17 protein-coding genes and 1 tRNA gene are annotated in these 18,894 nt (G+C 53.9%); 14 read left to right on the plus strand and 4 right to left on the minus strand.

From position 1 onward, the window contains the following. The first annotated feature begins 326 nt into the window (after positions 1-326). Positions 327-1,286, plus strand: coding sequence for a CAMP factor family pore-forming toxin (locus tag HMPREF0576_RS00010; RefSeq protein WP_004010230.1), 960 nt, complete (start codon positions 327-329; stop codon positions 1,284-1,286). Between the two features lie 154 nt (positions 1,287-1,440). Beyond that, entirely contained in the window at positions 1,441-2,286 is an 846-nt protein-coding gene (locus HMPREF0576_RS00015) for a Sir2 family NAD-dependent protein deacetylase (protein ID WP_004008474.1), read from the plus strand. A 25-nt stretch (positions 2,287-2,311) separates the two neighbouring features. On the opposite strand, the gene HMPREF0576_RS00020 is transcribed toward HMPREF0576_RS00015, so the two are convergent. Then, positions 2,312-3,049, minus strand: a complete 738-nt coding sequence (locus HMPREF0576_RS00020; protein ID WP_004010231.1) for a glycerophosphoryl diester phosphodiesterase — start codon at positions 3,047-3,049, stop codon at positions 2,312-2,314. 22 nt (positions 3,050-3,071) lie between these two features. On the opposite strand from HMPREF0576_RS00020, the gene amrS reads away from it, so the two are divergent. Continuing rightward, positions 3,072-4,124: an AmmeMemoRadiSam system radical SAM enzyme gene (gene amrS, locus HMPREF0576_RS00025; protein ID WP_004010232.1), complete on the plus strand. Its 1,053-nt coding sequence runs from the start codon at positions 3,072-3,074 to the stop codon at positions 4,122-4,124. On the opposite strand, the gene rsmI is transcribed toward amrS, so the two are convergent. Continuing rightward, entirely contained in the window at positions 4,121-4,987 is an 867-nt protein-coding gene (gene rsmI, locus HMPREF0576_RS00030) for a 16S rRNA (cytidine(1402)-2'-O)-methyltransferase (RefSeq protein ID WP_004010233.1), read from the minus strand. The two genes, amrS and rsmI, sit on opposite strands and share 4 nt — an antisense overlap. A 133-nt stretch (positions 4,988-5,120) precedes the next feature. Here rsmI and HMPREF0576_RS00035 point away from each other — a divergent pair, with 133 nt between their 5' ends. From HMPREF0576_RS00035 to HMPREF0576_RS00060, 6 genes are all read left to right on the plus strand, one after another. Further along, entirely contained in the window at positions 5,121-6,785 is a 1,665-nt protein-coding gene (locus HMPREF0576_RS00035) for a dolichyl-phosphate-mannose--protein mannosyltransferase (protein WP_004010234.1), read from the plus strand. A gap of 30 nt (positions 6,786-6,815) precedes the next feature. Continuing rightward, positions 6,816-8,633: a methionine--tRNA ligase gene (gene metG, locus HMPREF0576_RS00040; RefSeq protein ID WP_004010235.1), complete on the plus strand. Its 1,818-nt coding sequence runs from the start codon at positions 6,816-6,818 to the stop codon at positions 8,631-8,633. 21 nt (positions 8,634-8,654) lie between these two features. Continuing rightward, entirely contained in the window at positions 8,655-9,626 is a 972-nt protein-coding gene (locus tag HMPREF0576_RS00045; RefSeq protein WP_004010236.1) for a TatD family hydrolase, read from the plus strand. A gap of 129 nt (positions 9,627-9,755) precedes the next feature. After that, positions 9,756-10,928, plus strand: coding sequence for a resuscitation-promoting factor (locus tag HMPREF0576_RS00050; protein ID WP_004008467.1), 1,173 nt, complete (start codon positions 9,756-9,758; stop codon positions 10,926-10,928). Positions 10,929-10,937: 9 nt separating this feature from the next. Next, a complete protein-coding gene (rsmA, locus tag HMPREF0576_RS00055; RefSeq protein ID WP_004010237.1) occupies positions 10,938-11,867 on the plus strand; it encodes a 16S rRNA (adenine(1518)-N(6)/adenine(1519)-N(6))-dimethyltransferase RsmA in 930 nt (309 codons plus the stop codon). Next, on the plus strand, positions 11,864-12,799 hold the full coding sequence (locus tag HMPREF0576_RS00060; RefSeq protein ID WP_004010238.1) for a 4-(cytidine 5'-diphospho)-2-C-methyl-D-erythritol kinase: 936 nt from the start codon (positions 11,864-11,866) through the stop codon (positions 12,797-12,799). Before rsmA ends, HMPREF0576_RS00060 begins: the two co-directional genes overlap by 4 nt. A gap of 156 nt (positions 12,800-12,955) precedes the next feature. Here HMPREF0576_RS00060 and HMPREF0576_RS00065 read toward each other — a convergent pair whose 3' ends face one another. After that, a complete protein-coding gene (locus HMPREF0576_RS00065; RefSeq protein ID WP_004010239.1) occupies positions 12,956-13,477 on the minus strand; it encodes a MarR family winged helix-turn-helix transcriptional regulator in 522 nt (173 codons plus the stop codon). Between the two features lie 276 nt (positions 13,478-13,753). On the opposite strand from HMPREF0576_RS00065, the gene HMPREF0576_RS00070 reads away from it, so the two are divergent. The 3 genes from HMPREF0576_RS00070 to HMPREF0576_RS00080 all read left to right on the plus strand — a co-directional run bounded on the left by HMPREF0576_RS00070 (position 13,754) and on the right by HMPREF0576_RS00080 (position 16,385). Further along, positions 13,754-13,824 (plus strand) — tRNA-Gln (locus tag HMPREF0576_RS00070). 41 nt (positions 13,825-13,865) lie between these two features. Then, positions 13,866-15,329: a bifunctional UDP-N-acetylglucosamine diphosphorylase/glucosamine-1-phosphate N-acetyltransferase GlmU gene (gene glmU, locus HMPREF0576_RS00075; protein WP_004010241.1), complete on the plus strand. Its 1,464-nt coding sequence runs from the start codon at positions 13,866-13,868 to the stop codon at positions 15,327-15,329. Between the two features lie 84 nt (positions 15,330-15,413). Then, positions 15,414-16,385 (plus strand): ribose-phosphate diphosphokinase, encoded by a 972-nt coding sequence (locus HMPREF0576_RS00080; RefSeq protein WP_004008462.1) that lies wholly within the window; start codon positions 15,414-15,416, stop codon positions 16,383-16,385. A 29-nt stretch (positions 16,386-16,414) separates the two neighbouring features. On the opposite strand, the gene HMPREF0576_RS00085 is transcribed toward HMPREF0576_RS00080, so the two are convergent. Beyond that, a complete protein-coding gene (locus tag HMPREF0576_RS00085; protein WP_004008461.1) occupies positions 16,415-17,164 on the minus strand; it encodes an NADPH-dependent oxidoreductase in 750 nt (249 codons plus the stop codon). Between the two features lie 399 nt (positions 17,165-17,563). On the opposite strand from HMPREF0576_RS00085, the gene HMPREF0576_RS00090 reads away from it, so the two are divergent. Both HMPREF0576_RS00090 and pth read left to right on the plus strand, forming a co-directional pair. Next, positions 17,564-18,190 carry a 50S ribosomal protein L25/general stress protein Ctc gene (locus HMPREF0576_RS00090; RefSeq protein WP_004010243.1) on the plus strand — a complete coding sequence of 209 codons (627 nt, stop codon included), beginning with the start codon at positions 17,564-17,566 and terminating at the stop codon, positions 18,188-18,190. A gap of 32 nt (positions 18,191-18,222) precedes the next feature. Further along, complete coding sequence (gene pth / locus HMPREF0576_RS00095) at positions 18,223-18,891, plus strand: aminoacyl-tRNA hydrolase (RefSeq protein ID WP_004010244.1); 669 nt, start codon at positions 18,223-18,225, stop codon at positions 18,889-18,891. Positions 18,892-18,894: the final 3 nt, after the last annotated feature.

Raw genomic sequence — 18,894 nt, forward strand, 5'->3', positions numbered from 1 at the left:
ACCACACAAACCCGACCAACCTCACAATACACCTCTCGTAATACCAGCACATGTGAGTCGATTTAGTCGACGGTTCATTTCTTACAGGAAAAATTCAGAGATTAAGCTGAAGATGAGAATGTCACACCGAGCAAACAAGGGTGTAAATAGCAAGGTAGAGCCTTTTTGATAGTCTCATTGTTCGAACATAGACTCAGGTAATTTTCAGTTTTCATCCAGAGTGTTTATAGTTAATGTGTCAAAGGTTGAAACAACTGATGCGTGCAAGGTTGCTAAGCAGGTTGCAGAAACCACTATGTAACTCGATTTTGAAGGGAATCATTTTCATGAACAAGAAGTTTGTTACTCTGGCTGTAGCCGCTGCGATTGCTATCCCAGGTATGACGATTTTGCCGGCGTTGGCTGATGACGATGTTCCTGCCAATGAAGTTTCAACCGTTGATGTGACCGAACCCGCTGCTGATGCTGTTGCCGCAGCTGCCCCGCAGAGCGACGAGGTAGAAGCAGCTGACCAAGCTGAGGATGCAGAGACCACTGAGCCAGCAGAGGAAGAGGCTGCCGAAAGCGCTGCCACAGAGGAGACCCCGGCTCCTGTTACCGCAGAACGTTCCACTGAGCTTACTCCTTCCGAGGCTCAGAGCGCTATTGACGATATTAACGCTGCCGTAGAGACCCTCAAGGAAATTCAGTCTGAGGAACCGAAGGCTGATTGGTCTAAAGAATTCGATAAGCTCTTCGCAACTGCTACCGAGCTGACCCAGTCCCTCGCCGTGGTCGCAGGAGGCTACCAGACCCTGGCAAACCCGGATTTGATTATGGCTCGTACCCACCTCATTGTTGAGATTGGTCTGACTGTTGATAAGTCCGCTAACAATCTGCGTTACAAGATTCAGAAAGCTCACGTAGAGCTCGGCTTCTCCGTGACTCGCGCTATCATGCGGGTGGCAAATATCGGTGCGACCGTGTACCAGCTGAACGACTCTATCAGCGACCTGCGCGCTACTTACGAGCGTGTCTCTACCTACCGTGACTTGAAGTCCACCGATACCGCAACCATCTACGTGAAGGACCTGTTGAACAAGGCTATCTGGAACACCCGCGTGGCTCGCGACAAAGAAATCTTGACCCACAAGAACTTCCGCACCTACCAAACTTTGAATAAAGAAATCACTAAGGCTGTGCGTGTTTGGTTCAAGGCTAAAGCCACCGTTGCAGAATGCGACGCGGCAATCGCTAAGCTGAATATTGCTTATGCAACTGCTTACTCTGCTCCGAGCGTTCGCTAATCTCTGATTACAATCCTTTCGCGGGAACCCTGCCGTACGGCAGGGTTCCCGCATTTAACCGTTGCAAACACTAATTTTCGTGTGCTTGTCGAGAAATGGAACGCCAATGAGTACTTTCCAGTGCGGGCAGGAAAAACAGTCGTAGACTTAAACCATGGAAACTCTCGACGACGCCACGATGCAACAGCTAGAGACTCTGGCGGGATGGATGAGAGGGAAAAAGACCGTGCTGGTCACTGGGGCTGGCATGTCCACCGACACGGGAATTCCTGATTATCGCGGTAAAGGTAACACTGAGATACCCTCGGTTGAATATGACCAATTCGTCAGTGACCCGGTGTGGCAGCGTTGGGTCTGGGCACGCAATCACCAAACCTGGCAAACCATGTTGTCCCTTGATCCCGCTCCAGCGCATCTCGCGCAAGCAAGACTGGAACGTGCCGGGCTGCTGACCGGCATCGCGACTCAAAATGTTGATGGCTTGGATTTGAAAGCTGGGTGCCAAGAGGTCTATGAGATGCACGGTTCTTTTGTGCGAGTGGAATGCGTGGATTGTGGGGAAGTTACCGCTAGACAACCGCTGCACGAGCGACTTACCGAGGCCAATCCGGACTATCCTCTTGATTTGGACCCTGCCCACGTTGCTATTCTGGCAGTGGCAGACCGGAAAGCTGCCGAGTCCTGTACGTTCCAGACCGTGCCTTGTGAGCGATGCGGAGGGCTACTCAAACCAGCCGTCGTGTTTTTCGGACAGTTACTTCCCGCGGAGGTGATGTCCAGGGCTTATGCGGCAGCGGCAGCGGCAGACGTAGTGCTGGTGGTAGGTTCTTCGTTGGTGGTGGGGACAGCCTCGTACGTGATGCAGGCAGGACTAGCCAAAGGAGCCCCACTGGCAATCATCAATCGGGGTCGCACCATGTACGATCGCGCAGCGGATTTGCGTATCGAGGGTGGAGCTTCCCCGTGCTTGACTGCTTTGGCAGATTTGCTGGGAGCTTGACCTCGCAAAAAGTAACTCAGTGTGTTCAGTCTCCTAGAGACGCGCGCATTTCGTCAGCAATGTCCGTAAAAATTCCATCGACTCCCCAACTGGCGAGTTCTCGCGCACGGGTGGGGTCGTTGACGGTCCACACGTTTATCTGCAGTCCCGCATCTTGGAGACGTTTCGTAATTTCAATGGTTAGACCGGAGTCCTCGGGATGAATCGCGGTGGCGCCGACCTGTTCACAGCGGCTAACTGCGTCTTCCCACAGACATTCTTTGGTGAACAGGCACGCTAGTTGCAGGTCAGGACGTTGCTGATGAATCTGGTACAGAAATACGTGATTAAACGAGCTAATGAGCAGCTCCGTGGGGCTGACATCCTGGATTTCACGTAAAACTGTGTCAACCAAGCGGCGAGACATAGCGCCCCCAGCCTCGTTAGATTTCACTTCCAGATTGCATTTCATATGGCTTTCTTTCAGGAAGGTCAAAAGGTCAGTGAGGAGGGGAATCCTCTCATGGCGGTAACTGGTGCTGTCACCAAATTTTGCTCCCGCGGAAATCTGGTCGAGATCTGCAACTGTCAGGTCATACATTGAACCGCAGCGGTCGGTAGTGCGATCTAAGGTGGAATCGTGGAGGATGACAGCGGTGCCGTCCCCCAGAATGTCAACGTCAGTTTCTATCCATTCCACCCCGGCTTCGTGAGCCAGGCGGAATGCTGGCAGGGTGTTTTCTGGTGCTTTTCGGTTTAGTCCGCGGTGCGCAAAAATTTTCATGGTTTCAGTCTAAGGTTGATTTATGGGAGATGTATCGAAAACTATCGGTGCACAATGTCGAGGGCGGGTCGCAAAGTGGTGGACCTGGCGCGAGGACGGCAGGATTCGCTGTGGCTTATGTCCACGCGCTTGCACGTTGCGAGAAGGGCAACGCGGCTTTTGCTATACCCGTTTGGCTCGAAATCGAGAAATGGTACTCGATACCTATGGGCGCTGTTCCGGTTTTGGGCTTGATCCCGTCGAGAAAAAACCGCTGTATCATTTCCTGCCCGGCACTCAAGTACTGTCTTTTGGAACCGCCGGATGCAATCTGAACTGTCGGTTTTGCCAAAATTGGGATATTTCCAAGGCTCGAGAAAATGACCGTTTAACCACCAGCGTTAGTCCGGGTGAAATCGCGGATTTAGCGCTGCGGTACAGGGCGAAATCAGTTGCTTTCACCTATAACGATCCCACGATTTTTGCGGAATATGCCATAGATACTGCGAGAGCCTGCCACGCTGAGAAGTTGCGGACGATAGCGGTGAGTGCTGGATACATTTGCGCCGAACCGCGACGGGAGATGTATGCCGTAATGGACGGAGCGAACCTCGATTTAAAGGGGTTTACAGAAGATTTCTATTGGCGCCTCACCGGTGCGCATTTGCGAGACGTGTTGGAAACTATTGCTTATGTTTGCAACGAAACCAAGTGTTGGGTGGAACTGACCACGTTGCTCATCCCCGGTCACAACGATTCTGACGGGGAAATTCGGAACCTCTCGAAGTGGATAGTCGAAAATGTTGGACCGGACGTTCCCCTGCATTTCTCGGCTTTTCATCCCGACTGGAAGATGCGGAATGTGCCCCGGACTCCAGCAACAACGTTGCAGAGGGCACGGGAAATCGCGTGCGGGGAGGGGGTTCGGTTTGTCTATACCGGCAACGTGCGCGCCCGTGAGGGGGGAAGTACGTTTTGTCCTGGGTGCGGAGATCTGCTCATTGCGCGGGATTGGTTCGATGTGTCTCAAAACGCAGTTGGAGAATCCGGGCAGTGCCCCCGTTGTGCGACCGTCATACCTGGAGTCTGGGCTTAGCCATTTTTCCCCTCAAGGTACGAGGAAAAAAGTTCATTCGCAGAGCCTCCGAACCAGGTCGCAATGAGCTTGGCGGCTGTTTTTGCCTTCACCCCATTCTGTACCAGCTGTTCCAGCTTATCGAGATGCAGGGTTGAATCCGCAGATTCGTTCCCGGCGGTTGCGCCTTGGACGACGATAACGATTTCACCTAAAACCTCAAGTCGGGAACATAACTCGGAATGCACAGATTCTAGGGTGCCTCGGATAAATTCTTCGTGTGTTTTCGTCAGTTCTCGCGCTACCACAGCCGGTCGATTGGCGCCGAAAACCTGGACCATAGCGTCCAGTGTCTCAACGGTTCGGCGTGGCGACTCTAAGAAAATCAGGGACTCGTTACGAGCGGAGAGAGATTGTAACGTATGGTACAAAGCGGCGAACTTACGTGGTAAAAAACCCACAAAAGTAAAGGAATCTGTAGGCAAACCCGACCCTACTAAAGCGAGTAGCGGTGCAGATGGTCCGGGGAGAACCGTAAACGGTATTCCGGCGTTCCCGGCAGCGTGACCCAGCCGAAATCCGGGATCTGAAATTCCCGGCATTCCCGCATCTGAGACTTGCAGGACTTGCTTGCCGTCGCGGGCTAAGTTCAATAATTCCGGAGTCATTGTGGCTTCGTTATGTTCGTGATAAGCCAGCAGTCGGGCAGACATTTCAACCCGCAAGCGGTGAGCCAAATCTCGGGTTCGGCGGGTATCTTCGCAAGCCACGACCTCAGCGTCGCGAAGTGCCTCGCGTAAACGTGGTGAGCTGTCCCCGACATTTCCAATCGGAGTCCCTGCCAAAACCAGGTTCACTTCCTCAAACACCGGGGGATAATCCATGCTCACGGTTCTATTCTTCCATTAAACTGGGGTTGTGAATATCCCACCCCGACCTGCCACCCCGGATTACAGAAACACTTCCGCGTCCAGCCGGGTTTTGCCGCCACGTCCGAGGAAGAACCGACTGACCTATGTGGGAAACGCTTTCCAAACCCGACCCGAGCGTGGGGATCGAGAATATCTCTGGGGTTGGTTGGGACCTCTGGTGGTATCCATTCTGGTGTTTTTGACTCGGGTGGTGCGCCTAGATGCCATCAAAACTTTGGTTTTTGACGAGACGTACTATGTCAAAGATGCTTATGGATTGATTAAACGCGGCTACGAAGTGCAATGGCCCAAAGACTATGATTCCACTTTCCTCACCGGAAGCTTCAAAACTCCGCTAGAAGGTGCTTTCGTGGTGCATCCCACCGTGGGAAAATGGTTGATTGGGTTGGGAATTAAGCTGTTTGGCAATCAACCGTTTGGGTGGCGTATCGCGGTCTGTATAGCGGGAGCGGTAGCGGTCTACCTGGTGGGCCGCATCGTGTGGGAGCTGTTTGGCAACGCGAGGATGGCCACTCTTGCCTCGGTTCTGATGGGGTTGGACGGGGTGCAAATCGCTCTGTCACGCACCGCCATCCTGGACATTATCCTGGAAATGTTTATCCTTCTGGGGGTGCTGTGCGTCGTTCACGATCAACTCAGTTATCGTCCTCGGCTCATAGCCGCCCTTGCCAGTGTCGATGCGACCCGGCGTACTGAACAGCTGCGGCAACGATTTCGTCGTGCAAAAAATGCGACCGCGGCGAATTCACGAGGTAGCTCACGCCCGTCTACCGGTTCCGGCAGCACCTCGGTTTTTTCCAATTTTTCTCTCGCGTGGGGACCGAGCTGTTGGTGGCGTCCTTGGCTGTTTGCGGCAGGCATCGCGTTTGGTTTGGCGATGAGCGTGAAATGGTCGGGTCTCTATGTCCTAGCAGTCTTTGGGATTTTTGTATTTTTGCGGGAATTATCCGCCCGGTGGAGTACCGAGCCAAGGTGGATTGGATCGTCTGTCTTGACTGGAGGAATTCCCGCCTTTGTAAACCTGGTACCGATTGCTTTCCTCACTTACGTGGCTTCTTGGATTGGCTGGTTCACTCATTCGCAAGCGTGGGGGCACACCAATCGCGGTTTGGTTGCGGATTGGCTTGATTATCATCGCCAAATTTTCGTTTTCCATACCAATCTGGATGCTACCCACCCCTACATGGCTAATCCGTGGGGTTGGCTTTTGCAGTTGCGTCCGACTTCGTTTTATTACCAAGAAGTACCGGGAGATTGTGGATCGAGCAGATGCATTGCGGCGGTCAATTCTTTGGGCAACCCGATTCTGTGGTGGGTCGGTTTTGTGGCGTTCTTCCTGATTATCATCGCGGCTTTTGGATTCCTCGACTGGCGCGCGGGACTGATTTTTACTGGATATATGGCCACTTGGTTGCCTTGGTTGGTGTATTCAAATCGCACCATATTTACTTTTTACACGGTGGTTATCTCTCCCTTCATGATTATGGCAGTGATATACCTGTTGGGCTTGCTGATGGGGGCTTGGAGAATCACCAAAGACAAAAACTGGACCGGACGATACAATCTGGTGCCGGCTCTGAGCCAGGTTTCACGAGGTGAATTCATCACTGCCCTGATGATTTTGGTGTTCATTTTCTCAGCAGCGGTGTTCTTTTTCCCCATCTGGACGGGGACGCCCATGCCCGAAGATCACTACGGATGGCGGATGTGGCTGAATAATCCCAACACGAAGTGGGCGTATTGGATTTAGGGAACTTACCGGCGGCGTTAGGATAGTGTCATGACACATATACTTTCTGCCGTCGCTTGGCCCTACGCTAATGGCCCGCGTCACATTGGACATGTTGCTGGTTTTGGAATTCCCTCGGATGTTTTTTCCCGCTATATGCGGATGCGGGGGCATGACGTGCTGATGGTGTCCGGCACGGATGAGCACGGCACGCCAATTCTGGTTGCTGCCGAGGCTGCCGGACTGACTCCGCGAGAATTGGCGAACCGAAACAATCGGGCGATCGTGGAGGATCTGTGCCAGCTGGGTTTGTCTTATGATTTGTTTACTCGTACCACTACGGGCAATCACTATGACACTGTTCGTGCCATGTTCAAAGTGGTGCGGGATAACGGTTATATGAAGGTGCAGACCACTCGTGGTGCGATTTCGCCTTCCACCGGACGAACCCTTCCCGACCGCTACATAGAAGGGACTTGTCCCATCTGTGGGGCAGAAGGAGCCCGAGGGGATCAATGCGATGCCTGTGGCAACCAGCTCGACCCCACCGACCTGATTCGTCCGCGCTCCAAGATTAATGGTGAGACTCCAGAATTCGTGGAAACTGACCACTACTTTTTAGATTTACCGGCTCTCGCCCGCGCCTTGAACGAGTGGCTCGACGACCGTGAAAAGAACGGCAATTGGCGACCTAATGTCATCAAGTTCTCCAAGAACTTCCTAAAGGACATTAAGCCGCGAGCCATGACCCGTGACATTGACTGGGGCATCCCTATTCCCGGTTGGGAGGATCAGCCCAAGCGACTCTATGTCTGGTTTGATGCGGTAATTGGCTATCTCTCAGCTTCTATCGAGTGGGCGCGCCGGTTTGGCCAGTCCCCAGAGGATTGGCGTCAGTGGTGGAATGACCCCGAATCCCTGTCTTATTACTTTATGGGCAAAGACAACATTGTGTTTCACTCCCAGATTTGGCCTGCCGAAATGCTGGGCTACAACGGACGTGGAGACTTCGGCGGGAAACCTGGCGACTTGGGTGTCCTAAACTTGCCTACCGAGGTCGTTTCCTCAGAGTTTTTGACCATGGAAGGCAAGAAGTTTGCCTCCTCGCGTGGAATTGTGATTTATGTGCGTGACATGCTGTCTCGCTACCAAGTCGATGCGTTGCGGTATTTTATCTCCGCGGCGGGACCAGAGAATCAGGATTCTGATTTTACCTGGAGCGAGTTTGTGCGCCGTACGAACTCTGAGTTGGTGGCTGCCTGGGGCAACTTGGTCAACCGCACCGCTTCCATGATTGCCAAGAAATTTGGAGAAATTCCCCCAGCTGGAGATTTCACGGCTGAGGATCAGGCGCTTTTGGATGCTGTCAATGCTGGATTTGAAACTGTGGGTGACCTCATCGAAAGCCATCATCAAAAGGCTGCACTAGCTGAGATTATGCGCCTGGTGGGGGAGGCTAATCGCTACGTCACCACCACGGAGCCCTTCAAGCTGAAAGACGAGTCACAGCGCGACCGGCTGGGAACGATTTTGCATGTCCTGGCTCAGGTGGTGACAGATTTGAACCTGATGATGTCGCCATTCTTACCGACCTCATCAAACGCTATCGACAAGGTCCTGGGTGGGGCTGGGGACGTGGCTCCTCTTCCCCGTATTGAAGAAGTTGTCGATTTAGACGTGAAGAATGAGGACGGGAGCGACCGCACTTACCCGATTATTACCGGAGACTACCGCAACGCCCCAACGTGGGAAAGGCATCCGGTACGGGTGGGGCAAGCCGTGGCAAAACCAGCTCCAGTATTCCAGAAGCTAGATGAGTCTGTTGTCGCGGAGGAATACGAACGTTACGCTAATTTGCTGCAAAAGTAACCCACGTTCTGAGGACTCAAGGTGAGTAAGCGCAAGTCAGAGCCAAAAGTGTGGTCACCCGTGCCGGTGAGCGGAGAGCCTTTTGAAGGCGGAGCGCAGGTCTTTGGTACCGGCAGATTGTTTGACAATCACACGCATCTGCCTCTGTTGCCGGGGGACTACGTTAGCGATTCCACCGGAGTGCGACTGAGTGCTGAAGAACAAATGGAACGGGCGGTACAAGCCGGGGTTCAGCGTGTGGTTGTCTCTCTGTGCAGCCTTCCAGAAGTCCAGGTGCTGTCAACCGACCGGGAACGGTTAGCCGGTTCCGCTTTTGAAATGGTGCGTTTTGCGGTGGCGATTCACCCCAACGATGCTCCGCGCCATCTGGGGATTCTGGATACCGCACCGGATAACGTGGTGCAGACGCGGGAAGTCTGGCAGGAAACCCCTCTCGATGACGCCTTGGCGACAGTAGAGCAAACCGCCCGGGAATTTCCAGAGACGGTGGTCGCTATTGGGGAAACCGGATTGGATTATTTCCGCACTGCCGAAGCCGGTAAGGACGCGCAAAAGCAAGCATTTGCGGCGCATATCGAGTTGGCCAAGGCATTGGATTTACCCCTGCAGATTCACGACCGTAACGCCCATCAGGATTGTGTAGAAATGTTACAGCGCTGCGGAGCTCCGCAAAAGACAGTTTTTCACTGCTTTTCCGGGGACGAGGAATTGGCAGAAATTCTGGCAGAAAATGGGTGGTATGCGTCTTTTGCGGGAAACGTGACCTACCCCGCTAATCGGGATATTCAAGCTGGTGCCCTGGCAATGCCAGCGCATCTGCGCCTCATTGAAACTGATGCTCCGTATCTGACGCCCCAGCCTTATCGGGGTCGACCCAACGCCTCCTATCTGATTGGGCATACCGCGGACTTTTTGGCGGAGTTGACCCAGGTAACGAGCGAAGAGCTGCGCGAACAAACTTTTCGCAACGCCACCGAGGTTTACGGGTTCTAGGATTCATTCAAGTCAGTACCAGGATGTTAGAAAAGTTAAAATTGTTAAAGCAGTGGCTTTTGTTAACTGAAGGTGTACAATAGGTAACGAACTAGACAAAAATATAACGATTCGATAACATTTTTGTTGATGGAAGAGAACACTGCAAATATGAGCGTATCCCCCAAACGAGCCCCACGTCATCTGGAGATTAAACCGGCTCGAGGTCCGCGAAAAATCTTTATACCCCTGGTGGGCGCGTTGGCAGCTACCCTAGTGCTGGGAACCGGTATCGGTACCGCATTTGCTATGGCGCATAAGACCGCAACCGTGGTCGCAGACGGCAAGGTCCAGGAATTCGGTGGCTGGGGTACGACGGTATCAGATTTGTTGGCTGAAAACGGTGTGAGCTTTAGTGCTAAAGATTCCGTAATTCCTGCCCCCGAGACCCCCGTCAAGAACGGGATGAAAATTACTATCGAAAGTTCGCGTGGCTTAACTGTCATGGTCAACGGCACCAGGAAAGATGTCGACACCACGGAAGACTCCGCTAGTGCGGCGATTAAGTCTCTCTGGGACGGTCAAGCGGTGCAATTCGTGGGCACCAGCGGCAAAGATTTGCATGGTCTACCCCTGGCACTCTTTGCTCCGGGTGAGAATTATCAGTTGGTTCACGATGGGGTCACCGCACAGATGAAAGCTGCGAAATCTGACTTCGCGCCCGAGGACATCCTGGATCGCAACAAAGTGAAGCTGACCGGCTTGGACACCGTCCAAGTGCTGTTTAACCCCGGTGTGGCGCCTATCGTGCAGGTGCAGCGCATCACGGAAGAAAACGTCACGGTGAGCGAGCCGATTCAGTTCGAAACCGAAACTATCAAGGATGATTCGAAGTTTGCTGATGAAAAGGTCGTGACGCAAAAGGGCACGACCGGGGAAAAAGAAATCACCAAGAAAGTGCGCAGCATTGACGGTGTGGTTTCGTCCGAAGAAGTCTTGAGCGAAAATGTCGTGACTCAACCGGTCAACGAAAAGGTTACGGTCGGGACAAAGAAACGTCCTGCCTCGCAACCTATTGCCGCGACCGGTGACGTGTGGAGCAAACTGGCATTTTGTGAGGCCGGGGGGCGCCCCGATACGAACACAGGCAATGGGTTCTACGGAATGTACCAGTTCACACTGCCGACTTGGCGGGCGGTAGGAGGTTCCGGTCTGCCGTCGGAGGCTTCGGCAGAAGAACAGACCCACCGGGCTCAAATTCTGCAAGCTCGTTCAGGTTGGGGACAGTGGCCGGCGTGCTCCCGGAAGCTCGGTCTGCGCTAAAATTCGGACGTGTTTTTGTTAGGTGCTCGCGATGTCTCAGAGCTCTGTGCGCTCTTAGAGGTATCTCCGAGTAAGAAAAAAGGTCAAAATTTCGTCACCGATCCGGGGACTGTGCGACGCATTGCGGCTGCAGCAGGGATTTCCCCCGGCGACACGGTTGTGGAAATTGGTCCGGGACTGGGGTCTTTGACTCTGGCGTTGTTGGAACTAGGCTGCAAAGTCATCGCTATTGAGATTGACCAGCGGTTGGCTACTGCCCTCCCGGTGACGGTCGCTCAACATGGTGCGAACAGCGCGGACTTGTGCGTCATGACCCAAGATGCTCTGGAGATTGCTGGTGAAGCAGACCTGGAACTCCCCACGGGATGGGCAGCGCCACACCGGTTGGTAGCGAACCTGCCCTACAATGTCGCCACCCCCCTGTTGCTGCATTTCTTGGAAGTACTGCCAGGTCTGGAGAGCGCTCTGGTTATGGTGCAAGCCGAAGTGGCGGATCGCTGGGTGGCTGGAGTCGCTGACGGCGATTACGGGGCTCCCAGCGTCAAACTGGCGTGGTGGGGCAGAGCGAAGCGTGCTTTTAAAGTGGGGCGGAATGTGTTTTATCCTGTCCCGAATGTGGATTCAACCGTGGTGGAGTTTCGGCGTTTAGAGGTGCGTCAACGACTCAAGGACGACCTGAAACTGAGCGCAGAAGGCTTGACGGATGAGGCAATCGAAACGTTGCGGCAGGAAGTGTTCGCGGCTGTGAATGCGGCATTTTCGCAGCGCCGCAAGACGTTACGGCAGTCCTTGGCTGGGTATGCCGGTTCCCCCAACGCGGCTGCCAATTTGCTGGAAGCGGCTGGAATCACACCGGGATTGCGGGCTGAACGTCTCAGTGTCATCGACTTCACGAAAATCGCAGCTGCAAAACTTTATGGAACGAATGATACAAAATGAGTGGCGTGAGGATTCTCGAGAATGAACCGGGACGGCGCCTCAAAGTGTTTGCACCCGGAAAAGTGAACCTGCTGCTCCGGGTGGGGCAGCGTCCTGCTGGGCAGCCACGACACGAGCTACTGACGGTATTCCAGTGCCTGGACCTGGGAGAATATCTGACGGTAGAACCCCGTGATGCAGGCGAAACAGATATGGTTCATACCGTGCTGGCTCCCGGGTTGACTGGACCAAAGAACCTGGACGGACCGGAAAACCTCGCTCTCAAAGCGGTTCAGACCTTGCGTGAAACTGGTGCCACAGTGCCCTTCACCAGCATAAAGATTGAGAAAAATATTCCGGTGGCAGGTGGTATGGCAGGAGGGTCAGCCGATGCCGCCGGGGTGTTATATGCTGTGAACCAGCTTTACGAACTGGGATTAACCAGCAGCGATCTGCAGTCTCTGGGGGCGAAACTGGGCGCGGACGTGCCTTACGGTCTAACCGGGGGAAACGCTTTGGGGCTTGGGTTCGGAGACAGAATGCAGAGTTTACCGGTCGGTACAAAATGCTACTGGGTCCTGGCGGTTTCTCCTCGTGGTCTGTCCACGCCGGAAGTTTTTAAAGCTTTCGACAGGATGGTTTCGCATCCGCAGCCCCTACCTTCCGCACTTTCGCCCGACTTCCTAGCAGCTCTGGATGGGAATCCCGCTGAACTGGCTGGATACCTTCACAACGATTTGCAGACCGCAGCCCTAAGCATTTTCCCCGAGCTATCCCAAATTATCGTCGCGGCAGAGCAGTCGGGGGCTTTGAAAGCTCTCGTTTCCGGCTCCGGTCCGACCGTTGCCGCTTTGTGCCCAGATGCGTCCTCCCAAAAAATAGTGGCGGCGAGGCTGGAGGCGCATCCTTTGGTAGCGTGTGTGTTCAGCGCCACCGGACCGGTATGCAGCTGATTGGGAAAGTGCCCTGACCAGACCAGCTTCGGCAGCAGCCCGCATTGAGAGTTGGGGTAGATGAATAAAGCGCGAGATGGCTGTTCAGATACTCAAGCCGTGGACTGTCTGGGGACTGAACGCGAAAGTTGCGGAAAACGCATCTCTCCGGTTTTCTCACCGCGACTGGGCATCGAAGGGGAGGAGCACGGCTCGCAACAGGCGCGCTAATTCGTTAACGTCCGCTTCGGAAAGATCCCCTAGCCAGTCGCGTTCCGTAGCCATAAGTTTGGTAATCGCGGTATCGGCGTGTTTCTTGCCGTCTTCGGTGAGTTCCACCAGGATGGCGCGACGGTCCTCCGGATGGGCGCAGCGACGTACCAGTCCGCGTTCTTCCAAACGGTCGATGCGGTTCGTCATCGTCCCGGAGGATACCAGCGATTGCTGCATGAGCACTCCCGGTGTCAGAGAAAAAGGCTCTCCTGCCCGGCGCAGAGCGGAAAGCACGTCGAAAGCCCAAGGCTCCAGGTCTACTGAAGAAAACGCCTCGCGGCGCGCCTGGTCGAGGTGGCGAGCGAGACGTGACACGCGGGAAAACACTGAAAGTGGAGTTAAATCAGCATGGGGAAGCAGGGCACGCCAAGCCTTAAGGATGCCGTCGACTTCGTCACCATCAGGTAAAGCGGAAGGGGGAACCATAGTACCGTCCTATTGCCGGAAAAAATTTCTTTAATAATACTCGAGGTCGAGAATCTTTGTCGTGGAGAAATCTTTGTATCCTGGGTCTATGTTCCCCGGCACCCATGGGAAACCTCTCAAAATCCGGGCGCTCAGAACAAAATAATTCTGCCAATTCGGTCAGTACCCGCGATACCGGCAAGATATGGGACAGCTAATTAGCAGTCTCAACTTTCTAAAAAAGTTGAAAAATGGCAAAATAGACAGGCGCTGTCTTGATTGCAGTCAGCGGCGCATTCCGCCCTGGTGTAATGGCAGCACAGAGGTTTTTGGTACCTTTAGTCTGGGTTCGAATCCTGGGGGCGGAACTTTTGCTTTTTAGGGTCGGGCAAGGCGCTAGGATAGGAACATGACCAACGTCACCACCATCGTAATCTTGGCGGCAGGCCAAGGCACTCGTATGAAGTCTAAGAAAGCCAAGGTCTTGCACTCTTTCGCAGGGCGCACCCTGCTTTCTCACGCTATCCACACCGCTATGGAAATTGAACCGGAACGCATCGTGGTAGTGGTTCGTCACCAGGCTGATGCCGTCGCTGCCGAAGCTCTGGCGGTCAATCCCGACATCGTGATTGCGCACCAAGATGATGTGCCCGGCACCGGTCGAGCCGTGTGGTGTGCTTTGCAGAAGCTCGAGGAACTGGGAGTCGCGACAGGCACTTTGGTGGTGACTTCCGCTGATGTGCCGTTGCTTGATTCCTCCACGATTCTGTCTCTCGCAGAGACTCGTGAAGAGGAAGGCGCGGCGTTGTGCTTGCTGACCACCGAGATAGCCAACCCCTTTGGCTACGGGCGAATTCAGCGGGTGGCAGGGCACGTCGCCGGTATCGTCGAGGAACGCGATGCAACCTATGCGCAGAAGCAAATCAAAGAGGTGAACGCGGGGATTTACGCTTTTGGGGCGGAATTCTTAAACCGCTGCCTCCCGACCCTGTCGACAAACAACGACCAAGGGGAAATCTATTTGACCGACACGATTAAGGCTGCCCGGCAGGAAGGACTGAAAGTGTCTTCGGTGCTGTTGGCGGACACGGCACAAGCGGAAGGCTGTAACGATAGAGCGCAGCTGGCTGAGCTGCGAGCCGAATACAATCGCCGCCGGACTCGGTACTGGATGCTCCAGGGTGTCACCATCATCGACCCGACTACGACATGGATTGATGCTGACGTGACCATTGGTCAGGACACCACGATTTATCCCAATACGCAGCTGCGCCGTCACACCACCATTGGTGAGGATTGCCGTATCGGACCGGACTCGACCCTTATTGATATGAAAGTGGGGGACGACGCGGAAGTCTTTCGAGTGCACGGTCTGTCCTCTGAAATCGGAGCGCATTCATATATCGGACCTTTTACCTACTTGCGTCCGGGAACCATTCTGTCGGAGAACACGAAGGTCGGAGGCTTTTGCGAAACCAAAAACATCCAGGTCGGGCGGGGTACCAAGATCCCGCACCTGTCTTATGTGGGGGATGCCACCATCGGGGAAGGCACTAACATCGGCGCCGCTACAATCTTTGCTAACTACGATGGGGTGCACAAACATCACTCGAATGTTGGTTCGCACTGCCGGACCGGCGCTAATAACGTGTTCATTGCCCCGGTCAATATCGGTGACGGCGTTTATACCGGCGGGGGAACTATCGTCCGTCAAGACATCCCGGAGGGGAACTTGGCAGTCAATGATTTCCACATGCGCCAAATTCCTGGTTGGGTCGCCGAACATCGACCCGAAACTATCGCCGCCATCGAAGCCATGCGGGCTGAACAAGCCAAAGAAAACTCCCCGGATAAAACCGCGGGTGATAATTAGTCCCTGTACACTGCGGGGACGGTAAGACCTGCGAAAAAACCCTTGCAACAACAGAAAAAACTCCAATAAAAGAAGGAAACACGAATGGCAGAGTTGTTTGATACCCCACGTAAGCGTTTGGTGATTGTGACCGGACGATCACATCCCGAACTGGCTGAACAGGTCGCTAAAGAACTTGACGTGGAGGTGCTGCCGACTACGATTTACGACTTTGCCTCGGGCGAAATCTATGTGCGGTACAACGAGTCAGTGCGCGGCTGCGACGTGTTCTGCATCCAGTCAATTTCTGGCAATGTCTCCAAGTGGTTGATGGAACATTTCATCATGATTGACGCCCTGAAGCGTGCCAGCGCTAAACGCATTACCGTGGTTGCCCCGCTGTATCCCTACGCACGTCAAGATAAGAAGCACCAAGGTCGCGAGCCGATTTCGGCGCGTCTGATTTCGGATTTGTACAAGACGGCTGGGGCCTCTCGCTTAATGAGTATTGATATGCACGCCTCGCAGGAACAGGGCTTCTTTACCGGTCCGGTGGATCACCTCCAGGCGATGCCAGTGTTGATTGATTACGTCCGCACCCGCGTGGATTTGAATAACGTGACCGTGGTGTCTCCGGATGCCGGTCGAATTCGCGTGGCTGAAAAGTGGGCTAATCGCTTGGGTGGATACCCTCTGGCTTTTGTGCACAAGACTCGCGATACCTCTCGTCCCAATGTGGCGGTAGCTAATCGTGTGGTGGGCGACGTTGCCGGGCGGACCTGCGTGCTGGTAGATGACTTAATTGATACCGGTGGCACAATTGCCGAAGCCGTGGGGGTCTTGAAGCACGCCGGAGCAAAGGACGTGCTGGTAGCGGCGACGCACGCGGTGTTTTCTGACCCCGCAGCAAAGCGTCTGAGCGAATGCGGCGCCCGTGAAGTTATCGTTACGGATACGGTACCGATTCCTCCGGACAAGTGCTTCCCGCAACTCAAGGTCTTGCCGATTGCACCGTTGTTAGCCAGGGCAATTCGTCAGGTCTTTGAAGAAGGCTCTGTAACTGCCCTGTTTGAGTAAATCCGGTGTGAGTCCCCTAGAGCTTTACTCTAGGGGTGCATCAGGAATCCCTGAGATTCAATGTCATCCAGGATGGAGGCACGACGATTGCGGACCTTGCCTAAGTTCTGGAAGATTTGATTCGTAAACTTGTCCTCGCGCTTGCCCTTATTGCGCAGGTCATAGTATTCGCGCATCTGTGCGTCGTAATCTTTGAGGGCTTCCAGGTAGGAATCTGGACGCACGTAGGTGTCAGTCATGACTCGGAATTCTTTGGGCATCCGCGGTTTCCGCTGTGGGTTTTCGCCAGGGTATCCCAATGTCAGTCCCAGTACCGGGAAAGTGTAGAGGGGCAGACCGATAGCCTCGATGACCCCTTTAGGCTCGTTCAAAATATTGCCTAAAATGTTGGCTCCCAGCCCCAAAGACTCGGCGGCTACCACCACGTTTTGAACCATCAGGACCGCATCGGTGAATCCTTCTTGGAACGTATCTATTGTGGCAGCTGATTGGGGGTACAAGCCCATCTCTTGCAGGATAGCTGCAGCCCTGGCTAAGTCCACGATGAACAGCAAATACTCCGGGGCGCGAGCGACATATTCTTGACCACCGATTTCAGCCAGTTTTTCACGCTTTGCTTGATCCTTGACGCGGATAATCGACGCACTTTGTATCCCGCGTGACGTGGGGGTGTGCATGGCAACGTCCATGAGGGTTTGGAAAATATCCTCAGGAATGGGATCCGATTTAAACTCGCGGATGGTGCGATGCTCTAGCTGGACATCGATGGTTTCGTTCATAGAATCATTGTTTCATATTTTATCTTTAGGTATACCCAAATATTGATTCTGATCAGATTTACACTCGGCCAGCGAGAGACACAGGAGGTTAAAGTTTCTGCAAATTAGTAAAATTACGGGGTTTTCGCTATTATTATCAGGTTGCCTCGGCGAGGGGGAGCGCGGCGGTCATTCCGTGGCGCGAACCGTTATCGACGCGGCCCGGTAACTTTTGCTGGATGCCCTTCGCCCGCTTTTGCTTTCGAGCAAGGCGGGTTTTTCTGTCTGGTGACAGGAAACGGATTCGTCTGTCGACCTGTAAGGGGAGAGACGAAACTTCGGAAAAGAGAGCCCGCAACAGGAATCCGTGGTCCTCCGGGGAAAACACAAACTGAGTACAAATTTGGAGGATACAAAACCATGGCTGATAACCCCACTTTGCAAGTTGAACCGCGCACTGATTTTGGCAAGGGCTTTGCTCGTCGCGCACGAGTTGCCGACAAGATTCCGGCAGTGCTTTACGGTCACGGCACGGATCCGGTGCACTTGCTGCTGCCCTACCACGATACTTTCCTGTTGGTGAAGGATAACCCGAACGCTGTTATTTCCCTGAAGGGACTCGAAAATCCGGCGATGGTCCTGGTTAAGGACATTCAGCGTCACCCTGTAAAGCGCCAGATTATGCACATGGACCTGCTGCTGGTAAAGGCTGACGAAAAGGTGGACGTGGAAGTACCTATCGAAATCATTGGTGAGCCCATGTCTGGTTTGGTAGCCAACCAGGACCTGCTGAATATGGAAATTTTTGCCCCGGTTATTGATATTCCGGAAAAAATCGAAGTTAACGTGGATGGTCTGGAAGACGGCGTGGTGCTGAGCGTAGCCGACATTAAGCTGCCTGCGGGCGTAGAAGCCAAGACCGATCCGGAAGCGATTGTTTTGAGCGTCGCCGCTCCGCAGGAAGCTGATATTCCTGAAGCCCCGGCGGCAGAAGATGAAACTGCGGAGGCTCCGGCTGCGGATGCTTCCGCAGAAGCTGCTGAATAATAGCGGTTTCCGGACACTGATTTGGATTGCTGATGAGCCCCACTCACGAACCACGTTTAGATCCTTCTCGTCTGCTGGACAATGAGGGAACCTGGCTCGTGGTGGGGCTTGGCAATCCCGGTGACAAATATGCCGGAACGCGGCACAACTGTGGATATATGGTGACTGATTGCTTTGTGAAGCAGTCGGGTCAGGCATATCGGAATCAGTCTCTAGCGCGTGCGGGAGTGGTGGCGCGCGTGGCGACGGTGAGCTTGGGCTACGGGGTTGACGCGCCCAAGATTATCGTGGCGCATACTGGCTCATACATGAATGAATCGGGTCCGGGGGTGAAAGAACTGCTGGACTATTATCGGCTTGGGTCAGACCGTTTGCTGGTGGTTCATGATGAGTTAGACCTTGAAATGGGTTACGCCAAGCTGAAAGTTGGCGGCAGCGACGGGGGTCACAACGGGCTTAAATCCATCCAAAAAGCTTTGGGTACGAAAGACTTTGCACGTTTACGCATTGGCATCGGACGCCCCGTGAAGATGCCTGGCGGGGGTTTTGATGTCATCAATTGGGTTTTAGGGCGTATCCCAAAGTCGCAGCAAAGTATCCTCGATGAGGTTCTGGACCGAGCGGTACAATGTGTGACGGATATTGCAGAGAACGGTCTGGCGAAAGCTCAAGCCAGGCTACATTTGGGCAACCCCAAGTAAGGG

It is taken from the genome of Mobiluncus holmesii ATCC 35242, assembly GCF_000185445.1.
Classification (GTDB): Bacteria; Actinomycetota; Actinomycetes; order Actinomycetales; family Actinomycetaceae; genus Mobiluncus; species Mobiluncus curtisii.

Coding starts and splice junctions, on each gene's coding strand:
- HMPREF0576_RS00010 (WP_004010230.1), top strand. CDS start 327: ATGAACAAGAAGTTTGTTACTCTGGCTGTAGCCGCTGCGATTGCTATC.
- HMPREF0576_RS00015 (WP_004008474.1), top strand. CDS start 1,441: ATGGAAACTCTCGACGACGCCACGATGCAACAGCTAGAGACTCTGGCG.
- HMPREF0576_RS00020 (WP_004010231.1), bottom strand. CDS start 3,049: ATGAAAATTTTTGCGCACCGCGGACTAAACCGAAAAGCACCAGAAAAC.
- amrS (WP_004010232.1), top strand. CDS start 3,072: ATGGGAGATGTATCGAAAACTATCGGTGCACAATGTCGAGGGCGGGTC.
- rsmI (WP_004010233.1), bottom strand. CDS start 4,987: ATGGATTATCCCCCGGTGTTTGAGGAAGTGAACCTGGTTTTGGCAGGG.
- metG (WP_004010235.1), top strand. CDS start 6,816: ATGACACATATACTTTCTGCCGTCGCTTGGCCCTACGCTAATGGCCCG.
- HMPREF0576_RS00050 (WP_004008467.1), top strand. CDS start 9,756: ATGGAAGAGAACACTGCAAATATGAGCGTATCCCCCAAACGAGCCCCA.
- HMPREF0576_RS00060 (WP_004010238.1), top strand. CDS start 11,864: ATGAGTGGCGTGAGGATTCTCGAGAATGAACCGGGACGGCGCCTCAAA.
- HMPREF0576_RS00065 (WP_004010239.1), bottom strand. CDS start 13,477: ATGGTTCCCCCTTCCGCTTTACCTGATGGTGACGAAGTCGACGGCATC.
- glmU (WP_004010241.1), top strand. CDS start 13,866: ATGACCAACGTCACCACCATCGTAATCTTGGCGGCAGGCCAAGGCACT.
- HMPREF0576_RS00080 (WP_004008462.1), top strand. CDS start 15,414: ATGGCAGAGTTGTTTGATACCCCACGTAAGCGTTTGGTGATTGTGACC.
- HMPREF0576_RS00085 (WP_004008461.1), bottom strand. CDS start 17,164: ATGAACGAAACCATCGATGTCCAGCTAGAGCATCGCACCATCCGCGAG.
- HMPREF0576_RS00090 (WP_004010243.1), top strand. CDS start 17,564: ATGGCTGATAACCCCACTTTGCAAGTTGAACCGCGCACTGATTTTGGC.
- pth (WP_004010244.1), top strand. CDS start 18,223: ATGAGCCCCACTCACGAACCACGTTTAGATCCTTCTCGTCTGCTGGAC.